Origin of the sequence: Mucilaginibacter sp., assembly GCF_039925265.1 — a bacterium.
Classification (GTDB): domain Bacteria; phylum Bacteroidota; class Bacteroidia; order Sphingobacteriales; family Sphingobacteriaceae; genus Mucilaginibacter.
In genome coordinates, this window is record NZ_JBDSZG010000058.1 from 31,986 (window position 1) to 49,970 (window position 17,985).

18 protein-coding genes are annotated in these 17,985 nt (G+C 45.7%); 8 read left to right on the top strand and 10 right to left on the bottom strand.

Annotated elements, in window-relative coordinates; genetic code table 11:
• Positions 1-63 precede the first annotated feature (63 nt).
• Positions 64-384, top strand: coding sequence for a thioredoxin (gene trxA, locus ABIX36_RS25205; protein WP_128531902.1), 321 nt, complete (start codon positions 64-66; stop codon positions 382-384).
• 94 nt (positions 385-478) lie between these two features.
• On the opposite strand, the gene ABIX36_RS25210 is transcribed toward trxA, so the two are convergent.
• The 4 genes from ABIX36_RS25210 to ABIX36_RS25225 form a co-directional block, all read right to left on the bottom strand.
• Positions 479-1,189 (bottom strand): head GIN domain-containing protein, encoded by a 711-nt coding sequence (locus ABIX36_RS25210; RefSeq protein ID WP_348084940.1) that lies wholly within the window; start codon positions 1,187-1,189, stop codon positions 479-481.
• A 242-nt stretch (positions 1,190-1,431) separates the two neighbouring features.
• Positions 1,432-3,093: a M1 family metallopeptidase gene (locus ABIX36_RS25215; RefSeq protein ID WP_348084941.1), complete on the bottom strand. Its 1,662-nt coding sequence runs from the start codon at positions 3,091-3,093 to the stop codon at positions 1,432-1,434.
• Entirely contained in the window at positions 3,090-3,740 is a 651-nt protein-coding gene (locus ABIX36_RS25220; RefSeq protein WP_348084942.1) for a hypothetical protein, read from the bottom strand. Before ABIX36_RS25220 ends, ABIX36_RS25215 begins: the two co-directional genes overlap by 4 nt.
• A 352-nt stretch (positions 3,741-4,092) precedes the next feature.
• Positions 4,093-5,958, bottom strand: a complete 1,866-nt coding sequence (locus ABIX36_RS25225) for a CocE/NonD family hydrolase (protein ID WP_348084943.1) — start codon at positions 5,956-5,958, stop codon at positions 4,093-4,095.
• 400 nt (positions 5,959-6,358) lie between these two features.
• On the opposite strand from ABIX36_RS25225, the gene lpdA reads away from it, so the two are divergent.
• Both lpdA and ABIX36_RS25235 read left to right on the top strand, forming a co-directional pair.
• The gene (lpdA, locus tag ABIX36_RS25230; protein WP_348084955.1) at positions 6,359-7,762 is read left to right on the top strand and encodes a dihydrolipoyl dehydrogenase; all 1,404 of its coding nucleotides are present in this window, start codon (positions 6,359-6,361) and stop codon (positions 7,760-7,762) included.
• Between the two features lie 93 nt (positions 7,763-7,855).
• Positions 7,856-8,299: a sterol desaturase family protein gene (locus tag ABIX36_RS25235; RefSeq protein WP_348084944.1), complete on the top strand. Its 444-nt coding sequence runs from the start codon at positions 7,856-7,858 to the stop codon at positions 8,297-8,299.
• 16 nt (positions 8,300-8,315) lie between these two features.
• On the opposite strand, the gene ABIX36_RS25240 is transcribed toward ABIX36_RS25235, so the two are convergent.
• Together ABIX36_RS25240 and ABIX36_RS25245 are read right to left on the bottom strand one after the other, a co-directional pair.
• Positions 8,316-8,900 carry a hypothetical protein gene (locus ABIX36_RS25240; RefSeq protein ID WP_348084945.1) on the bottom strand — a complete coding sequence of 195 codons (585 nt, stop codon included), beginning with the start codon at positions 8,898-8,900 and terminating at the stop codon, positions 8,316-8,318.
• A gap of 18 nt (positions 8,901-8,918) precedes the next feature.
• The gene (locus tag ABIX36_RS25245; protein ID WP_348084946.1) at positions 8,919-10,208 is read right to left on the bottom strand and encodes a sugar MFS transporter; all 1,290 of its coding nucleotides are present in this window, start codon (positions 10,206-10,208) and stop codon (positions 8,919-8,921) included.
• Between the two features lie 113 nt (positions 10,209-10,321).
• Between ABIX36_RS25245 and ABIX36_RS25250 the strand changes: the two genes are divergently transcribed.
• The 4 genes from ABIX36_RS25250 to ABIX36_RS25265 all read left to right on the top strand — a co-directional run bounded on the left by ABIX36_RS25250 (position 10,322) and on the right by ABIX36_RS25265 (position 13,717).
• A complete protein-coding gene (locus tag ABIX36_RS25250) occupies positions 10,322-11,302 on the top strand; it encodes a glycosyltransferase (RefSeq protein ID WP_348084947.1) in 981 nt (326 codons plus the stop codon).
• Positions 11,303-11,311: 9 nt separating this feature from the next.
• The gene (locus ABIX36_RS25255; RefSeq protein ID WP_348084948.1) at positions 11,312-11,818 is read left to right on the top strand and encodes a hypothetical protein; all 507 of its coding nucleotides are present in this window, start codon (positions 11,312-11,314) and stop codon (positions 11,816-11,818) included.
• A 72-nt stretch (positions 11,819-11,890) separates the two neighbouring features.
• Complete coding sequence (murB, locus tag ABIX36_RS25260) at positions 11,891-12,910, top strand: UDP-N-acetylmuramate dehydrogenase (RefSeq protein WP_348084949.1); 1,020 nt, start codon at positions 11,891-11,893, stop codon at positions 12,908-12,910.
• Positions 12,911-13,180: 270 nt separating this feature from the next.
• Positions 13,181-13,717: a sigma-70 family RNA polymerase sigma factor gene (locus tag ABIX36_RS25265; protein WP_133229354.1), complete on the top strand. Its 537-nt coding sequence runs from the start codon at positions 13,181-13,183 to the stop codon at positions 13,715-13,717.
• A gap of 187 nt (positions 13,718-13,904) precedes the next feature.
• Here the strand turns inward: ABIX36_RS25265 and ABIX36_RS25270 are convergent, their stop codons facing one another.
• From ABIX36_RS25270 to ABIX36_RS25285, 4 genes are read right to left on the bottom strand one after another with little or no spacing between them, the layout of a single operon-like run.
• On the bottom strand, positions 13,905-14,141 hold the full coding sequence (locus tag ABIX36_RS25270; RefSeq protein WP_348084950.1) for a cytochrome b5 domain-containing protein: 237 nt from the start codon (positions 14,139-14,141) through the stop codon (positions 13,905-13,907).
• Complete coding sequence (locus ABIX36_RS25275; protein ID WP_348084951.1) at positions 14,138-14,815, bottom strand: lycopene cyclase domain-containing protein; 678 nt, start codon at positions 14,813-14,815, stop codon at positions 14,138-14,140. The genes ABIX36_RS25270 and ABIX36_RS25275 overlap by 4 nt, the downstream gene beginning before the upstream one ends.
• Before the next feature lies 1 nt (position 14,816).
• The gene (locus tag ABIX36_RS25280) at positions 14,817-15,389 is read right to left on the bottom strand and encodes a hypothetical protein (protein ID WP_348084952.1); all 573 of its coding nucleotides are present in this window, start codon (positions 15,387-15,389) and stop codon (positions 14,817-14,819) included.
• Positions 15,390-15,398: 9 nt separating this feature from the next.
• Complete coding sequence (locus tag ABIX36_RS25285) at positions 15,399-16,232, bottom strand: phytoene/squalene synthase family protein (protein ID WP_348084953.1); 834 nt, start codon at positions 16,230-16,232, stop codon at positions 15,399-15,401.
• 82 nt (positions 16,233-16,314) lie between these two features.
• Here ABIX36_RS25285 and crtI point away from each other — a divergent pair, with 82 nt between their 5' ends.
• Positions 16,315-17,799 (top strand): phytoene desaturase family protein, encoded by a 1,485-nt coding sequence (crtI, locus tag ABIX36_RS25290; RefSeq protein ID WP_348084954.1) that lies wholly within the window; start codon positions 16,315-16,317, stop codon positions 17,797-17,799.
• Positions 17,800-17,985 lie beyond the last annotated feature (186 nt).

Sequence of the window (17,985 nt, forward strand, 5' to 3'; positions counted from 1 at the left end):
CACTTGTGGCAAGCTATTTGAATAGTATATATTTGTACACAAAAATTTTAAATAAAAAATATCATGGCTTTAGAAATAACTGATGCAAACTTCGAAGAACTTGTTCTTAACTCAGATAAACCGGTACTTGTTGATTTTTGGGCAGAGTGGTGCGGTCCGTGTAGGATGGTTGGCCCTGTAGTAGAAGATATTGCTAAAGAATACGAAGGCAAAGCTGTTGTAGGTAAAGTAAACGTAGATAACAACCCCGGCATATCCATGAAGTATGGCATCCGTAATATCCCTGCCTTATTATTCTTCAAAGGTGGCGAAATTGTAGACAAACAAATTGGCGCTGTACCAAAATCAGTACTTGCCGAAAAATTGGCCAAGCAATTAGCATAAGCTTACCGATCATATATAAAAAAGGGTTCCGATATGTATCGGAACCCTTTTTTGTGGAACTGTCTTTTCTCTTTTAGTCCTTATTTCTTTTATCTCAAAAATACATCCTGCTTACGCTGCCGCTGCCTGCTTTTGAGGTGTTGATGCTTTTTGGCGAGCCTGTGTAATGTACATCACCTGAGCCAATTACGGATGCATCTATTTTTTCTGAAGCGTTTACCCTGGCATCGCCACTGCCTGCTACACGTACGGTGGTAGTGCCGGTAGCCAAACCCTGTGCCGTGAAATCGCCAGAACCTACAACGCTAACGGTTGAATTATCTGCACTACCGCTGATGGTAATATCGCCCGAGCCTGCTATGCTGCTATCCAGGTTTTTAACACTTAGCTTGCCGGTGATATCGCCCGAGCCGGTTAGTTTTAATTTTAAGGAAGTAGCTTTTACGCCTTCTTTAAAGAAAATGTCGCCGCTGCCCGATAGGCTGATGGCGTTCACATCTTTCAGCGCAACATAAATCACCACTTTTTTATCGTGCCAGCTCCAGTTGCTGTTCTCGTCGCGCTTGGTGTAGATTTTAAGGGTGCCGCCTTCTACCTCGGTTACAATGCGGCCAATGATATCTGCAGGGGCATCCACTTTTACCGATTCTGACGAGCCCTGCGTAATGTATACATCAAACGAACACGCTACGTTTACTGCTGAAAAACCGGTTAAGTGGCGGTCTTCCGTGCTGTTTTTTGCGAAGGTAACCGCGCTGATAGCTACCATTACAGCAGCCAGTATAATTTTGTTGAATGATCTCATGATAATATTAGTTTTTGTTCAACCTATTAGACGAGCATTAACTGGGTTACGTTGCATGGAATTAAAAATATTTATCGCCCGCAGGGTGTACCATTTTAAATATAGTACGGAACGGTACAGTGTGGGATACCCGCGGTACTTGTGGTACACAAATGGTAAACCCATAATGTGGAAAACTTATTTTCGGCCTTTGCGGGTTACCAACAACCATTGCGGGTATCAAGTAACGTTTAAAATAGAACCTAATCTACCAGTACGCCGATATAATAATTAAAGGTGTCCGCTTCGATATTATCTTTGGTAGCGCCATCCACATTAACCGGCGCAAAACGGCTGTTTGGGGTGATGAATTTGTACTCGCCACTTTTTACCCTAACTTTTACCGGCATGTTGAAACCTGGGGTTTCGGCAACCCAGCGGGCCATCAGCTTACCCTGGATCGTCATAAATTCTAACACGGGTAATTTTACATGTTTAAGGTACTGCTCAAACACGGGTGATAGGTTCATCCCGCTTTGGGCATTGATGTAGCCCACAATATCATCATACGTAACGGTTTTATGGTAAAAGGTTTTATTGAGCCCTCGCAGGATGCTGCGCCATTTTTCATCATCGTTTATAATAGTGCGCACCATGTTGAGCAGGTTACCGCCCTTAGGATACATATCTCCCGATCCTTCTTTGTTCACCCCATATTCGCCTACAATTGGCGCATCATTCAGGATGCCGAGGCGGGTGCCATGTACGTATTCCTGCCCGGCTTGTTTGCCGTAAAAGGTTTCTATAAACAGCGATTCGCTGTAGTTAGTGAAACTTTCGTGGATCCACATATCGGCAAGGTCTTTACTGGTGATGTTGTTGCCGAACCATTCGTGCCCGCTTTCGTGTACCACAATAAAATCCCATTTCAGGCCCCAGCCGGTGCCAGATAGGTCGCGGCCGAGGTAGCCGTTGCGGTATTTGTTACCGTAGGCGGTGCCGCTTTGGTGTTCCATCCCCAGGTGCGGGGTTTCTATCAGTTTGTAGCCGTCCTCGTAAAAAGGGTAGGGACCGAACCAGTTTTCGAAAGCTTTGAGCATTCGTGGTGCATCAAGGCCCCATTGTTTTTTGGCTTTTTCGAGGTTATAACTCAGCGGCCAAAAATCCATTTCCAGTTTGCCTTTTTCGCCCTGGTAAGTACCGGTGTAGTGGGCGTAGTCGCCAATGTTGGCCTCCAGGTTGTAGTTGTTGATGGGTTGCGATACAAACCAATCGAACCGGGTGTAGCCGTCCTTCAGTTTGGTAACCTTACGCAGGTGCCCGTTAGATACATCTTTTAAGCCGTTGGGTACGCTAATGCTCACCATGGCGCTATCTACCTCATCGTCCTGCACATCTTTTGTTGGCCACCATACGCTGGCGCCCATGCCCTGGCAGGCGGTAGCAACATGCGGTTTGCCTAAAGAATCAGTGGCGTATTGTATACCGCCATCCCATGGGGCACGCTTGGCGATAGTTGGGTTACCGGCATAGTAAACGGTAAACTCCTCTTTACTGCCCTTGCTGATGGTTTTTGGGAAGGTTAGGAACACGGAGTTAAATTCACGGGTGTAGGTAAGTTCCTGTCCTTTGTAAACTACCTTTTCTATCTTTAGGTTGTTCCATAGGTCGAACTGCAATTTGCTGAAATCTGCAACCGCGGTAAACTTAAACAGCACGTTGCCGCTGATGTATTTTTTATCGATATCAAACTTAATATCCAAATGGTAATAGTTGATATCGTAACAGGTACGCAAGGGTGTGGTAAGCGATCCGCGCAGGGTATCGGCACGAGTAAAGGCTTCTTTGTGCGTGCCGAGCTGGGCGTGGGCACTTAGTGCTGTGAGTAATATAGAAATGGTGAATAGGAGCCCTTTGTATTTCATTTTTTTAATTTTTTGAGAATATTATCAATGTTTGTATCGTGGTAAACAAAGCGTTCGCCCACCTTTCGCCATTTTTTATTAATTGCGTTATAGCCGTAGGTGCGGATGGTAGTTCCCGGCGTAGGTGATACCGTTGTAATTAGCAAGTGACTTTTGGGCTTTAGTAACCATGGGAAAAACACCACTTCCTCCGTCAGGTATTTATTTTGTTTAAACCCTTGGGGTGTTTGCAAATAAAATCGGTACCCAGCGCCAATGTTGCCAATCCATCTGTCTTTTATCGCCAAATCTTCTATCCCGTCAAAATTAACATCTGCGACTATAATATCGCCATAATCGTTATCACCCACTTCTGCGTCTTTATTTTTCCCGGTGATGAGCGACCTGTCGTTTATGCAATTTTTAAAATCGTCGTAAAGTTCCCCCGATTTGAAGCTTATTGACTGGAATGATCGTTTATCCGATTTGTTGTATATCTCAACACTTATCCGTTTTTCGCCGAATAGTGAAGTATCATTGGGCTTTCGAATATCGACGCGTGTTATTTTAAAATCAAACTTTTTAGACAAGCCGGTATGCAGGCAAGTTTGCGCGGATAGTAAATCCGGCAGGTAAGCAAGCAATAAAAACAGAATTGTTCTTAGCATGTCGAATGTCCTATGAGATTGCTTCGTTCCTTATAAAGGCGTGAGTTTAACTTATTGATTATCGATGCTGATTTTTACACGTCATAACCGTTTCTTTCAGGGTTTCCCCTGATTGCTACTCGCAATGACAGGGTAATTAATTGTGTTTTTCTAAATTTGTTGATGACAACACCAACAATGGCTACAAATATGTCATTGCGAGCAATAGCGCGGCAACCTCATGATGCAAGGTGGTTATGCATTGGCGACGAGATTGCCACATCGCCCCCGCGCACAATCCCACGCTGCTCCTCGCATGACATAGTAGTTATTTGCGTTGCACAACCATTCACTACTCACCATTCACCGCTCCCTACTTCAGCACATCCACTTCTAAGTAGCTATCATTAAACACCGTCTCCGTTGCTTTAATGTAATCGCTTTCGTCTGCTTTATATGGGTTCTCTACAAACTTTTGCGGGTTGCGGGCAAACAGCGGGAAGGCGGTGCTTTGTACCTGTATCATAATGCGGTGCCCTTTTTTAAAGGTGTGCAGCACATCCTGCACGCGGAAATTGATCTCCGTTTTTTGGTTGGCTACCAAGGCCTCCGGTCTTTCGAAACTGTTGCGGAAACGTGCCGGCATCACTTCGCTGCGTACCATTTGCTGGTAATTGCTTAGTGTGATGCTTTTGTTTGGCATGTATGGGTTGTTCGGCTCATCGGCAGGGTAAACGTCAATCAGTTTTACAAAGAAATCGGCATCGGTACCGGTGCTGGCAACTTTTAGGTGTGCCATAATTTCGCCGCCAAGAGTAACATCATCCGCTAATACTTCCGTTTGGAAAACCAATACATCGGTACGTCGACTTGCGAAACGCTGATCCTCGCTCATGTAGTTGTGCGGGGTAAAGCCAATGGTGGTAGGCAGGTCTTCTGTATAAGGTACTGGTTTCAGCGGGTCGCTTACGTAGCTGGTAGAGCCTGCCGCAGTTGGTTGCGCAGCAGCTAATTTGCCGTCACTGTTCAGGAATAGTTTTTCTTTAACCGCAGCTGGCGAAGGCCATTTATCAAATGTTTTCCACTCGTTTTTACCTGTGTTGAACATGTAAGCTTCGGGCAGGCCGCTGTTTTTGTCGCCGTTACCTTTCAGGAAATGATTGAAGAATTTCTGCTCTATGTTTTTTTGGTAGAAGGTAGCAATGCTATCGCCGAAGTAAATGTTGCTGTGCATAGTGTGCCCGGTTTCGCGCGACCACCTGCCGTGCCCAAACGGACCCATTACAATGGTGTTGTAGGCGTTCGGGTCCTTCTTCTCAATGGTTTTATATATCGCCAGCGGACCCGTCAAATCCTCGGCATCAAACCAGCCGCCAACCGTCATAACAGCCGGTTTTACTTTGCCGTAATGTTTCAGCAGGCCGCGTTTTTGCCAAAACTCATCGTAACTGGGGTGGTTAACCGTTTCCTGCCAGTAAAAATTGTCTTTATAGTATTTGTCGGCATTTTTAAGCGGGCCCATATCCAGTAAAAACTGGTAGCCATCTTTGGTGCCGGGGTTTATCATAGTGTTGTTATACCAGGCTTTGGCGGTGGTGTCTTTCTTCTGCACGCCGAACACCGGGTAGGTGAAAAAGTAGCTTTCTAAAAACGCGCCGTTGTGGTGAAAATCGTCAAAAAAGAAATCGGAGATAGGTGCCTGCGGCGACGAGGCTTTTAAAGCAGGGTGATTAGATAAAATGCCTGCGGCGGTATAAAAGCCGGGATAGCTGATCCCCCATTGGCCTACACGGCCATTATTGCCGGCGACGTTCTTGATGAGCCAGTCGATAGTATCATAGGTGTCGGAGCCTTCGTCCACATCGGTTTTGCCTTTTTTATTGTCGATAACCGGGGTCATGTTGGTCCAGGTGCCTTCGCTTTTCCAGCGGCCGCGCACATCCTGGTACACAAAAATATAGCCTTCCTGCATCATGTATTTTGAGGGACCTAATTGACCCGGGTACTTGGTTTCGCCATACGGCGCAACGCTGTAGCAGGTACGCTGCATCATCACAGGGTATTTATTATCCTTTGATGCATCCTTTGGGGTGTAGATGGAGGTGAACAGCTTTACGCCATCGCGCATGGTGATGTACACATCTTTTTTGGTGTAATGTTCTTTAACATCATACGTTTGCGCAAAGGTTGCGGAACAGGCTGTAGTTAACAGCAATAAAACGGCGAAGATTTTTTTCATAATTTCAGTATTAGCTGAGGCTAATTTAGTAAGTAAATTAATAATAAACTAACAGTGGCAGGGTTGTTACAAAAGGGGGTAAGAATTGGGTGGTTTGGGGTAATTATACATTGCCTCGGAGAATATTTGTCTGAACCCGAATTTTAAGGAATTTATAGAATTTGTCGAATTAGAATAGTAAATTCTGTGAATTCCTTTAATTCGATGAATTCGAGTTCAGACAACCTGCGTTAGGGATTGGAAGGGTTTAGCCCGAAGGGCCGGAGCGCAGCGCAGCCCTGCAAAGCCCGGGCCGAAGGCAACGCCCACACCCTCTGTCACCCCCACCACATTTAATCAAATCGCTATTTTATTCCCCCTTTAATATTCCTTAACTTTGCCAGCCATAAAATACACTACTATGCAATATGATGTTATCGTTATAGGTTCTGGTCCGGGTGGATACGTTGCCGCAATCCGTTGCGCGCAATTAGGTATGAAAACCGCCATTATTGAAAAATACAACACGCTTGGCGGTACCTGCCTCAATGTGGGTTGTATCCCCTCAAAAGCGCTGCTCGATTCATCTGAACATTACCATAACGCTGCCCATACCTTTACTACCCACGGTATAAAACTGGATAACCTGGGCATCGATTTTGGGCAGATGATCAAACGCAAGCAGGAAGTAGTGGATGCCAACACCAGCGGTATTACTTACTTAATGAAGAAAAACAAGATTGACGTTCACCAGGGCGTTGGTTCTTTTAAAGATAAAAATACCATTATTGTTACCAAGGCAGATGGTACAGCTACCGAACTGACCACCGAAAAGGTGATCATCGCAACCGGTTCTAAACCATCGAGCCTGCCTTTTCTGAAGATTGATAAGAAACGCATCATTACCTCTACCGAGGCCTTGACCTTAACTGAAGTGCCAAAGCACCTGATATTGATAGGTGGTGGTGTTATTGGTTTAGAACTGGGTTCGGTGTACGCGCGTTTGGGTGCAAAAGTATCGGTTGTTGAATTTATGGACGGCATTATCCCAACTATGGATAAAGGCCTGGGCCGCGAACTGCAAAAGGTATTGAAGAAACTGGGCATGGAATTTTACCTGGGCCACAAAGTAACCGGCGCAACTGCCAAAGGCAAAGAAGTAACCGTTACAGCCGACAACGCTAAAGGCGAAAAAGTAGAACTAAAAGGCGACTACTGTATGGTAGCCGTTGGTCGCATAGCCTATACCGATGGCTTAGGGCTTGATAAAATTGGCATCACCGTAGAAGAACGCGGTCGCAAAATTACGGTTGACGAGCACCTGGAGACCAGCGTTAAAGGTATTTACGCCATTGGCGATGTGATAAAAGGCGCTATGCTTGCCCATAAGGCAGAAGATGAAGGTACCTTTGTTGCAGAACTGATAGCCGGCCAGAAACCGCACATCAATTATAACCTGATACCGGGTGTTGTTTACACCTGGCCGGAAGTTGCTGCCGTAGGTTACACCGAGGAGCAATTGAAGGAAAAAGGTACCGCTTATAAAGTGGGTTCGTTTCCGTTCAAAGCAAGCGGCCGTGCCCGTGCCAGCGGCGATTTGGATGGTTTTGTAAAAGTATTGGCCGATAAAACTACCGACGAAATATTAGGCGTACACATGATTGGCCCCCGCGCTGCGGATATGATAGCCGAAGCCGTTATCGCCATGGAGTTCCGTGCCAGTGCCGAGGATGTAACCCGTGCCAGTCACGCCCACCCAACTTATACCGAAGCGATGCGCGAAGCGTGTTTAGCTGCTACGGAGAATAGGGCGATACATATTTAAGAGATTTCGGATTTCGGAATTTCGATTTCGGATTTAAGAATATAGAAAAGCAGAACAATTTAGGTTGTTTCTGCTTTTTGTATTTTAGCGGATATGCAGGTATTGATAAATTTAGCGATCATATTAGGAACCATAGCTGTAATGGAAGCTCTCTCCTGGGCGATGCATAAATACCTGTTCCATGGGCCGCTGTGGTTTATCCATAAAACGCATCACCAACAGCGCCATGGCTGGTTTGAGCTGAACGACCTGTTCAGCATCGGTTTTGCTGCATTGGCTTTATGGCTGATGTGGCTGGGGCATATTACTTTAGATTACCGCTTTTGGGTAGGCACCGGCATCAGCACCTACGGCACCATCTACTTCATCTTTCACGATTGGTTTATCCATAACCGCTTTAAGGCTTTTAAGAGTGAAAATCGTTACTTAACCGCCATTCGCCGCGCGCATAAGACCCATCATAAATCAACAGAGAAGAATCCTTCGGAAGAGTTTGGATTATTGGTGGTGGGGAGGAAGTGGTTTAGGAAAAACTAAGGCTTTGACTGTTGTATTACTTATCACTAATTAGCCGCAATTGTGTAATAACCTCGTTTGCTTTATCAAAAAGATCTACCCATTCACTATTTTGGGCTGTGATCTCGGCTTCCAGCCCTTCGAAAGAATAAGCCCCTTTATTGGTTAATACATGAAATTTTATATGTCCTATTGCAGGCAGGGCTGTATTGCCCGGCCGCATTTGTGTGAAAAAGCGCTGGGAGGTATTCACAAAAGATATGGCTGCTTTTTTAACATTATCACGATACGCGCCCCCTATCATGCCACCGCCTCCGCTGGTGTACATACTTGCATCTCCTGTGGCAAGGGATATTACGGTTGCGGTCCCGTCTTCTGTTCCAAACTCTATTACCACGCCAAATGCTGTTTCGTTATCGGCAGGCAGGTTTAGATTAAGGTCAGATGGTTTTAACGCAAATATTTGCGCCCTGAGGCCCATATAGGGGTTTGCGGCATTTTCACTTACGTCGCCGGCAACCGGTTTTGCTTCAACAGGTTTTTGTTTCTTGCGTTGCGATATAAGTAGATAAATTAAAATAGCAAAAACCAGGATACTCGCTGCGTAGTATAAAATTTTCATCTTAAAAAGTTAGTACTGCTAAGCTACCGCTTTCTTCCCAACTTTATAACCCGCAACTGCATAGTAAAGAATAAACAAATACATCGGTATTAAAATCACATAGGCTGTTTGGGCGGAGATCTTATCGACCAATAGCCCGTATATCGGCGGGAACACTGCCGCACCTGCTATACCCATTACCAATAACGATGAGCCTATTTTGGTGAACCTGCCCAGTCCGGCCAATGCCAGTGGCCACATAGCCGGCCACATCAGCGAGTTGGCCAAACCTAAAAGCGCAATACAACTGATGGATATATATTTTGGCGTGAACAGCGCCAGGGCAGTTAACACTACGCCCAAAATGGCGCATAATACTAATGCCTTTTGCTGGGTGATGTATTTAGGGATAAATAAGATCCCCACGATGTAACCAATTACCATACACGTTAGTGTGCCCGACGCAAAATACTTGGCGGTTGATAGCGGGATATGATGCGATGAGCCGTAGCCGATGATTGAATCGCCGGCAATAACTTCTGCACCCACGTAAAGGAACAGGGCAATAACCCCCAGTACCAGATGCGGGAACTGCGCAATGCTGGTCTTGCCCGAATTGGCGGCAGCTACGGTTTCGTCCTCATGGTCGGTATCAATCTCCGGCAGTCCCGAAAAGTAGATCAATACCGACAGGATAACCAGCACCACTATGATCAACAGATAAGGTACAATTACCCTTGATGCCAGTTCGTTCAGTTGGGCGATTTTGTCGGCGGCGCTAAGGTTAACCAGGCTGGCGTCGAAACCGTCTATATTGTTTAGGATCACTGCACCGAGGGCCAACGGGGCCAGTACACCCGCGAATTTATTACAGATACCCATAATGCTGATCCGTTTTGCGGCACTCTCCGGTGGTCCTACGATGGTAATATATGGGTTTGATGCCGATTGCAAAACCGCAGAGCCGCAGCCTTGTATAAAAAGGCCTATTAAAAAGATAGCGTAAGTACGGGTTAACGCGGCGGGGATAAAAATAAGTGCGCCGATGCCCATTAATGCCAACCCGGCTACCATGCCGTTTTTAAAGCCCAGTAATTTTAGCAGCCATGCCGATGGTTTGGCCATTAGCAAACAGGCGATGTAAAACGAGCTTGCCACCAGGTACGATTCGCTGTTGGTTAACTGGCAGGCTATTTTTAAATAGGGGATGAGCACCGAATTCAGCCAGGTAACAAAACCAAGTATAAAAAATAAAGAACCAATGATGATGATGGGATTTAATCCTTTTTTCTTGCTGGTTGCATTTGCTGAACTGGTAACGGCTGCCATATAATGATTTTAAAATTTGTTAATAAGTTAATCAAGTTACTAAAATAATTAAAAAAGTTGAAGTTTTTAGATTTCGCCATTTTTATTTCTCACGAAAGCTAACTTTGCCAATAATGAATATCCTTTTTGTAAACGATACCAAAATACCGGCTACCACATACGGCGGCACCGAACGTGTGATCTGGTGGCTTGGCCGCGAGTTGGCAAGGCAGAGGCACACAATAACCTATTTGGTTGGCGCGGGTTCTACCTGTCCTTTTGCTAAAGTATTGGTTTACGATGCTGCGAAAGATATGAACCAGCAGGTGCCCGATGATATTGATGTGGTGCATTTCCAGTTCCAGGTGCAGGGGTTTACAAAAAAGCCTTACCTGTGCACGGTGCACAATAACTCGGGCAGGGGAGAGATGGATCTCAATTCGGTATTCGTATCAGCAAACCATGCCGCCCGCAACGGCTCCACCACTTATGTTTATAACGGACTGGACATTGCCGACTACCGTAAACCCAACTTCAACCAAAAACGCGGCTACACCCATTTTTTGGCCAAAGCCGCCTGGCGTGTTAAAAACGTGCAGGGCGCTATCGATATCGCCACCAAAAGCGGCAATAAACTGGTGGTAATGGGCGGCACGCGCCTCAATCTGAAAATGGGCCTTCGCTTTACGCCGAATTTGAATGTGCGTTTTAAAGGGATGGTAAATAACGACCAAAAATCGGAAGTGCTCAACGGCTCCAAGGCCCTGCTCTTCCCGGTGCTATGGAACGAACCTTTTGGTGTGGCCATTACCGAAAGCCTTTACTTTGGCTGCCCCGTCTTCGGAACGCCGTATGGTTCATTGCCCGAGCTGGTGCCCGCAGAGGTTGGCCTATTATCCAATAGTAAAAGCGTTTTAATAGAAGGATTGAAGCATGTCGACAGCTTCAACAATCAGCTTTGCCACGAATACGCGGTTGACAACTTCAACATTGCCAAAATGGCTGCGGAATATCTGAAGCTTTATGAAATAGTTTTAAACGGCGGCAAGCTGAATGCTGTAAAACCTATGCTGTTGGAACCTAATCAGCCTAAGTATTTGCCTTGGAATGCATAAATTGAGTCGATGAAATCTTTTAGAATTGGTATTGTCTCGCGTATCATTTTGTTTGTGGTACTGTTTATAGCTGTGCTAACTACTATTATATATCTTATTATTAAGCCAACTGAATTAGAACTGTTATCGAAGAATGAATGGTGCGTTGACAGAATTTATTACCACAACGTTTTGATAGGCCCTAAAACAGATGTTTTCGCTTATTTTCAAGATATAAATGGCAACGGACCGTGTGCCGAGATATGCAATTTTAAAATGCATGGCGAATTGGCCCTGCCTGGTATCAACAGCCCCGCTATCAACGGAACCTGGAGAATTGAGGAAAACGGGAATGTAATAATGAAAGCGGATTCCCTTGAAAGCGTTTTTAATGGACAGTACGAATTGGATGTCACCGAACAGCAATTGCAGCTTAAAAGTTTAAGCACTATCATTTATGCGCACAAAGACAATTACCGCGCCTCTAACCCGCTCCAGGACTTATTAAACTGGCAGCGTGCACAGCGTCGAAGGTAATTTTAACAGGTATGCACCGACCTGGCAAATTTCACAGTTGTCAAATCTAAAATTTTCCCGAAATTCGCCTTCATGCTGCAAATCCAGGAAAACGTATCGCTTAAAAACTTCAACACTTTTGGTATAGATGCCAACGCCCGTTACTTTGCAGAGATAAACCATGCGGAAGAATTGGCCGAATTGTTTGCCGATCCGCAATGGCTGCAAACGCCCCGCTTGGTTTTAGGCGGCGGTAGCAATATGCTGATGGTGGCCGATTTTGACGGCCTGGTGATCCGCCTCAACATTCGCGGCATCGAACATCGTATCAGTCACGATGATGTTTTTGTGGAGGCAGGGGCAGGGGAGGTGTGGAACCACCTGGTGAACTATTGCGTGGGTTACGGTTATGCCGGTATGGAGAACCTGAGCCTTATTCCTGGTTCGGTTGGCGCATCGCCCATCCAAAACATAGGTGCTTACGGTGTGGAGCTGAAAGACGTTTTTGAGAGTTGCAAGGCTTTTGAGATAGCTACCGGCGTTATTAAAACCTTCAGCAAAGCGGACTGCAAATTTGGCTACCGCGAAAGTGTGTTTAAAAGTGAGTTGGCGGGGCAGTATATTATAGTATCGGTAAAGTTCCATTTATCGCTTATTCCAAAGTTCAATTTAAAATACGGCGCTATAGAACAGGAGTTAGCCGCCCGCGGCATCAGCGAGCCAACGCTTAAAGATGTATCGCAAGTGGTATCGCATATCCGGGTATCTAAGCTGCCCGATCCATCTACCATCGGCAACGCGGGTAGTTTCTTCAAAAACCCGGTGATCAGCGCTGCGGAGTTTCAGCCTATCCAACAAAACTTCCCCGACGTTGTTAACTACCCGGCAAGCGACGGACAGGTAAAACTGGCTGCGGGCTGGTTGATAGAGCAATGCGGCTGGAAGGGGAAAACCGTTGGAAACACGGGTACCTGGAAGAACCAAGCGCTGGTATTAGTGAATCATGGCGGGGCAACTGGCGCGGAAGTGTACAGCCTTTCGTCGCAAATCATAGACAGTGTGTACACTAAATTTGGCGTTACCCTGCAACGCGAGGTGAATATTGTTAGTTAATTTGTTTAATTATAAAGATATTTTATCAACTCGCTCTGCCTTAAGCGTTTAAAATGCGAATTGTTTTAAATTTTTTTTAATTGTTTTATCCCGGCAATTAAATCCACGGTGTTATTTATTTTGTTGATTTATAGCTAATTGCGATATATTGTAGGGTCTTGGCTCCGCTTTGGCCCTCTTTAATTTGGGTTTGGCCCATTCTTAAATTTCATACACTTTTCATTTCGTGGTATCATGTTTGAATAATACTCAATACAAAACATTAACAGAATGACAAAGATTGAGTTTAACACCCTGGTATTACGTCAAGCAAGTTCATTAAGGTCATACGCCTTACACTTCACACACGACGCAGACGATGCTAACGACCTTGTTCAGGATACAATGTTGAAAGCCATAACTTATTACAATAAGTTTAAAGAAGGTACAAATTTAAAAGGCTGGTTATACACCATCATGAAAAATACCTTCATCAATAACTATCGCCGTTTTGTTAAAATGAGCACATTTGTTACCAAGAGCGATGAGATCTCCTCGCCAAACCTGGTATTCAGTTCAACAAAAAACCAAGGCGAAGCTAAATTTGTGATGGACGATATTAAACGCGCTTTAGACCGTTTGCCTGCAGATTATTACGTACCCTTCACCATGTATTTCGAAGGTCACAAATACCACGAGATAGCAGATCATTTAACTATACCAATAGGTACCGTTAAAACCCGCATCCACGTAGCCCGCAAGCTGCTTAAGAAAAACCTTAAAGCTTACGATAACGGTGTTGCAAAACCTATCTACGCAGAAAACTAAGCTATAAACTCAACATATATATAACGAGAAACCCGCCCCAAAATGGCGGGTTTTTTTGTGTTTTTTTTTGCGCGCGTCATTGCGAGGCACGAAGCAATCTCAGAACTATGCATAAACGCTTTGCATATCGTCCACCTTCTATCGGGAGATTGCTTCGTGCCTCGCAATTGACGAATTGGGAATAGGGTTATGATAATCTCCCCACCACTTTAAACTTTTCAAACACCGTCTCAGTATGCGGGGCATCAGCCAGTTCTTCGGTAAGGTCCTGCCCGGCCCAGTGCTCGTAGTGTTTGCCGTTGCGCCACAGGCGGCTTTCGGTAACATCATAAATAACGCCTTTTAGGGCAACCCAAATTTCGGGCTTATCCTGCCCGTTGCGCAAAGCGAGTTGAGATTTGGTGTATAAAGGCAGTTCGCTCATGCGGTTTTTCGTGTTTTAAAATATTCAAAAAAGGCCACGTTCATCATCAGCAGGGTCATGCTGTAAAAATGATCTTCAAAGGGAATGGTCCCCACGCGGATGCCCATGTTTTGTGCGTCGTTATACAACACAACCGGCCAGGCGGTTAAAATGCCGTTTACAATGTAGAAGGGTATTAGCGATACCACAAAGGCCATATAGAACTGGCCGAGCCATGCTGCTTTTAAAACATACAGCAACATAATTAATAAAACAGCCAGCAAGCCAAACGTAACGGCGGTATATAGGCGGGTATAATTAAATGCCAGCATGGATACCGATGCGCCTATCAGCAGGTTGCTTAGCATGCGGGTAAGCACATGGCCCGGCTGCCATTTTACGTAATAGTTGAGGCAGGCGTAAATGAATATGCAGGAAAACGGAACAGTTAAAAAGAAGAGGATCTCTTCCAATGGTAAGCCAATGAATTTGATGCCGGTGATATATTGCTCATTAAAACTCCATACGCCGTAAACGGTGAACAACACATCCCAAAACAAAAACACCAGCCCGGTAATGGTCATGCCCGGCCAAAGGTATTTCCAGCTTTTAGCGAAAGCCACCCGCTTATCAAACGACAGGGCCACCGGGAAAATGACGGTGAGCAGGTTGATGATGAGGTAGGTGTATTTCACGCTATAGGGCGGCTAAGTGTTGCGTAAGGTTTTTTTGCTCGGCGGCGGTGCAGCGTTTAGAATCGAGCAGGAATTTAATGATGGTTTTCACCAGTGTTTTATCTGCCGACGCGTAGTATTTAGCATCTATTTGTTTGATCATCTCTTCGCGGTCGGCCACCAGATTTTTGGTAAAGCCCAAAAACTTAGGCACATTATGCTCGATAGAGAAGCGCATAAAACGGATCTCGATGTTACGCGGGTCGGCGGCAACGGCGGTTTTAAAGGTCTTTTCCGAATCGTTGAGGTATTTGATCTTGTAATACGGGTTCCAGGCGTGCTTGGCCTTCAGGGCTTCAAGCGTACCCATGTAAGCGTTGATCAGTGCCGGGCGATCCTTTATAGCGCCCAAACTTTTATATAATGAATCGGTGGTCTTTTTACTTTCGAGGGCGCTGATCAGCAGTTTGCGGATCACATGGAGATCTTGCGTGGCGCCATCATTGTTCCGTACCGAAGTAAAGGACATGAGTACACCAGCCATTAGCGCAAAAAGCAGGTATTTGAATGCGGAATATGTAAGGCAGTTTGGCATCGGCAAGTATTATATCACGTTTAGTTTTTGGTGCAAGCAGGCCTTTAAATACAGGCTCAGCTTGCGCGAATTGGAGATTCGGATCCTCCTCTGCATAATTACCCCGGCAGGCGTGCGGCGGATCTTTTTAAACAGCTGCCGGTAGTAAACATAAGCCACGTATACGCCCAGGCGGGCAGCTTTTGGCAGCTGTTTTATACCCGCTAACGCATCGTCGAAATCTTTTTTAATATCAGTCTCTATGGTGCTTTTATCGTGCGCGGTAAAGTTTGCAAAATCAACCCCGGGGAAGTAGGTGCGGCCGCGGTCTTCATAGTCGGCTTTGATATCCCGCAGGAAATTTATTTTTTGAAAGGCAGAACCCAGGCTGCGCGCTTTGGGAATAAGCTGGTTGTACAGCATCCCATCATTGGCGCAAAAAACACGCAGGCACATCAGGCCAACCACTTCTGCCGAACCGTAGATATACACCTTGTAGCCCCCTTCATCATATTCCGTTTTGTCCAGGTCCATTTTCATGGAGGTGAGGAAGGCGTCTATCAGTTCCCTTTCGATGCCGTATTGGTTTACCACCTGCTGAAACGACTGTAGCACCGGGTTGGTGCTGATGCCGCGTTCGATGGCCGTAAAGGTTTCCTTGCGGAAATCGTTGATCAACTGGCGCTGGTCGTGCCCGTAAAAGGTGTCTACAATTTCGTCGGCATAGCGCACAAAGCCATAAATGGCATACACCGGGTAGCGTAAACGTTTTTCGAATGCTTTTATACCCAGGCTAAACGAGGTGCTATACTTTTCGGTGATGAGCTTACTGCATTCAAAACACGTTTCGTCAAACAAATTCATTTACAATTGTTGTTACCCCCAAATGTACAAAACCCGCACCGTATTGTTTTTGCGCGGATGTAATGTTTACATTTGATTTTGGATGAAAAACAAGCGAATTATTATCATAGGGGCAGGTTTTGCCGGTTTAGCCTCGGCATGTGTGCTGGCGAAGGAGGGCTATCAAGTCACCGTTCTGGAGAAGAACGACCAGCCCGGCGGCCGCGCCCGTGTTTGGGAAAAGGATGGTTTTAAGTTTGATATGGGCCCAAGCTGGTATTGGATGCCCGATGTTTTTGAAAACTTCTTCGCCCTGTTTGGCAAAAAGCCAGCGGATTTTTACGACCTGAAACGCCTTGACCCCGGTTACCGGGTTTACTATGGCAAGGATGATATATTAGATCTACCTGCGGATATGGGTGACTTGGAAGCCCTTTTTGAAAGCATTGAGCCGGGCAGCAGCAAAGGTTTACAGCTGTTTTTAGAGCAAGCCGCCTATAAATACAAAGTGGGCATGGGTGAATACGTTTTCCGCCCCTCGCATTCCATTACAGAGTTTATAGATTGGAACCTCATCCGCAAAAGCGTGAGTATGCAGTTGCTCACCAGCATGAGCAGCCATGTGCGCAAGTATTTTAAGAACCCGAAACTGATTAAACTGCTGGAGTTCCCGGTATTGTTTTTAGGCGCACGACCAAAAGATACCCCGGCCATGTACAGCATGATGAATTACGCCGACCTTGCCCTCGGTACCTGGTACCCAATGGGCGGTATGAACGAGATTGTAAAGGCGATGGTAAGCATTGCCGAAAGCTATGGTGTAGAGATCCGTTTAAATACCGAGGTAATTAAAATGGAAGTGGCCAACGAAAAGGTTACTAACATCAAAACCACCCAAGGTGATTTTAAGGCTGATTTCGTTATTACCGGTGCCGATTACGAGCACGCCGACCAGCACCTCCTTGACAAACCCCATCGTAACTACACGGAGAAATACTGGGATAGCCGTACCATGTCGCCATCCAGTTTGTTGTTTTACATCGGTACCAACAAAAAGATCCCCGGCATCCAGCACCATAATCTATTTTTTGATGAGGATTTTGAGCAGCACGCCAAAGAGATCTATACCGATCCGAAATGGCCAAGCAAGCCGCTATTCTACGTATGCTGCACCTCTAAAACCGACCCTGACGCCGCAGCCGAAGGCTGCGAAAATCTCTTCTTCCTGATGCCCCTTGCACCGGGACTTGAAGATAGCGACGCGCTCCGCGAGCAGTATTTCAATATCATGGTAGATAGGTTTGAACAGGTAACCGGCCAGCCGCTCCGCGATTCCATTATCCTGAAACGCAGCTACGCCATGGAGGATTTTAAGGCAGATTACCATTCCTTTAAAGGTAATGCTTACGGTTTGGCCAATACTTTAGCGCAAACCGCGTTTTTTAAGCCTTCCATGCGGGCTAAGCATATCAAGAATATGCTATACACGGGTCAGCTCACCGTGCCCGGACCTGGTGTGCCGCCTGCTTTGATCTCCGGGCAAATAGCGGCGGGGGAGGCGATGAAGATGATGGGGAAGGATAAATAACAAACTACGCCGCCACTCGGCTGGAGGAGCGATTGCCTCGGGGGAATTAGGGTTAACATAACTTAACACAATTCAAAAATTATTTTCATAATTTATTGATAATAAGCCAGTTGTATTTTTATAGGGTTAACATAAAAACGACTTTTTTACTTGGCTTGACCCGTCCTGAAATAGCTATACAGATTT

What these genes read in the sequence shown, in the direction of transcription:
- trxA (WP_128531902.1), top strand. Translation starts at nt 64, where the DNA reads ATGGCTTTAGAAATAACTGATGCAAACTTCGAAGAACTTGTTCTTAAC.
- ABIX36_RS25210 (WP_348084940.1), bottom strand. Translation starts at nt 1,189, where the DNA reads ATGAGATCATTCAACAAAATTATACTGGCTGCTGTAATGGTAGCTATC.
- ABIX36_RS25215 (WP_348084941.1), bottom strand. Translation starts at nt 3,093, where the DNA reads ATGAAATACAAAGGGCTCCTATTCACCATTTCTATATTACTCACAGCA.
- ABIX36_RS25220 (WP_348084942.1), bottom strand. Translation starts at nt 3,740, where the DNA reads ATGCTAAGAACAATTCTGTTTTTATTGCTTGCTTACCTGCCGGATTTA.
- ABIX36_RS25225 (WP_348084943.1), bottom strand. Translation starts at nt 5,958, where the DNA reads ATGAAAAAAATCTTCGCCGTTTTATTGCTGTTAACTACAGCCTGTTCC.
- lpdA (WP_348084955.1), top strand. Translation starts at nt 6,359, where the DNA reads ATGCAATATGATGTTATCGTTATAGGTTCTGGTCCGGGTGGATACGTT.
- ABIX36_RS25235 (WP_348084944.1), top strand. Translation starts at nt 7,856, where the DNA reads ATGCAGGTATTGATAAATTTAGCGATCATATTAGGAACCATAGCTGTA.
- ABIX36_RS25240 (WP_348084945.1), bottom strand. Translation starts at nt 8,900, where the DNA reads ATGAAAATTTTATACTACGCAGCGAGTATCCTGGTTTTTGCTATTTTA.
- ABIX36_RS25245 (WP_348084946.1), bottom strand. Translation starts at nt 10,208, where the DNA reads ATGGCAGCCGTTACCAGTTCAGCAAATGCAACCAGCAAGAAAAAAGGA.
- ABIX36_RS25250 (WP_348084947.1), top strand. Translation starts at nt 10,322, where the DNA reads ATGAATATCCTTTTTGTAAACGATACCAAAATACCGGCTACCACATAC.
- ABIX36_RS25255 (WP_348084948.1), top strand. Translation starts at nt 11,312, where the DNA reads ATGAAATCTTTTAGAATTGGTATTGTCTCGCGTATCATTTTGTTTGTG.
- murB (WP_348084949.1), top strand. Translation starts at nt 11,891, where the DNA reads ATGCTGCAAATCCAGGAAAACGTATCGCTTAAAAACTTCAACACTTTT.
- ABIX36_RS25265 (WP_133229354.1), top strand. Translation starts at nt 13,181, where the DNA reads ATGACAAAGATTGAGTTTAACACCCTGGTATTACGTCAAGCAAGTTCA.
- ABIX36_RS25270 (WP_348084950.1), bottom strand. Translation starts at nt 14,141, where the DNA reads ATGAGCGAACTGCCTTTATACACCAAATCTCAACTCGCTTTGCGCAAC.
- ABIX36_RS25280 (WP_348084952.1), bottom strand. Translation starts at nt 15,389, where the DNA reads ATGCCAAACTGCCTTACATATTCCGCATTCAAATACCTGCTTTTTGCG.
- ABIX36_RS25285 (WP_348084953.1), bottom strand. Translation starts at nt 16,232, where the DNA reads ATGAATTTGTTTGACGAAACGTGTTTTGAATGCAGTAAGCTCATCACC.
- crtI (WP_348084954.1), top strand. Translation starts at nt 16,315, where the DNA reads ATGAAAAACAAGCGAATTATTATCATAGGGGCAGGTTTTGCCGGTTTA.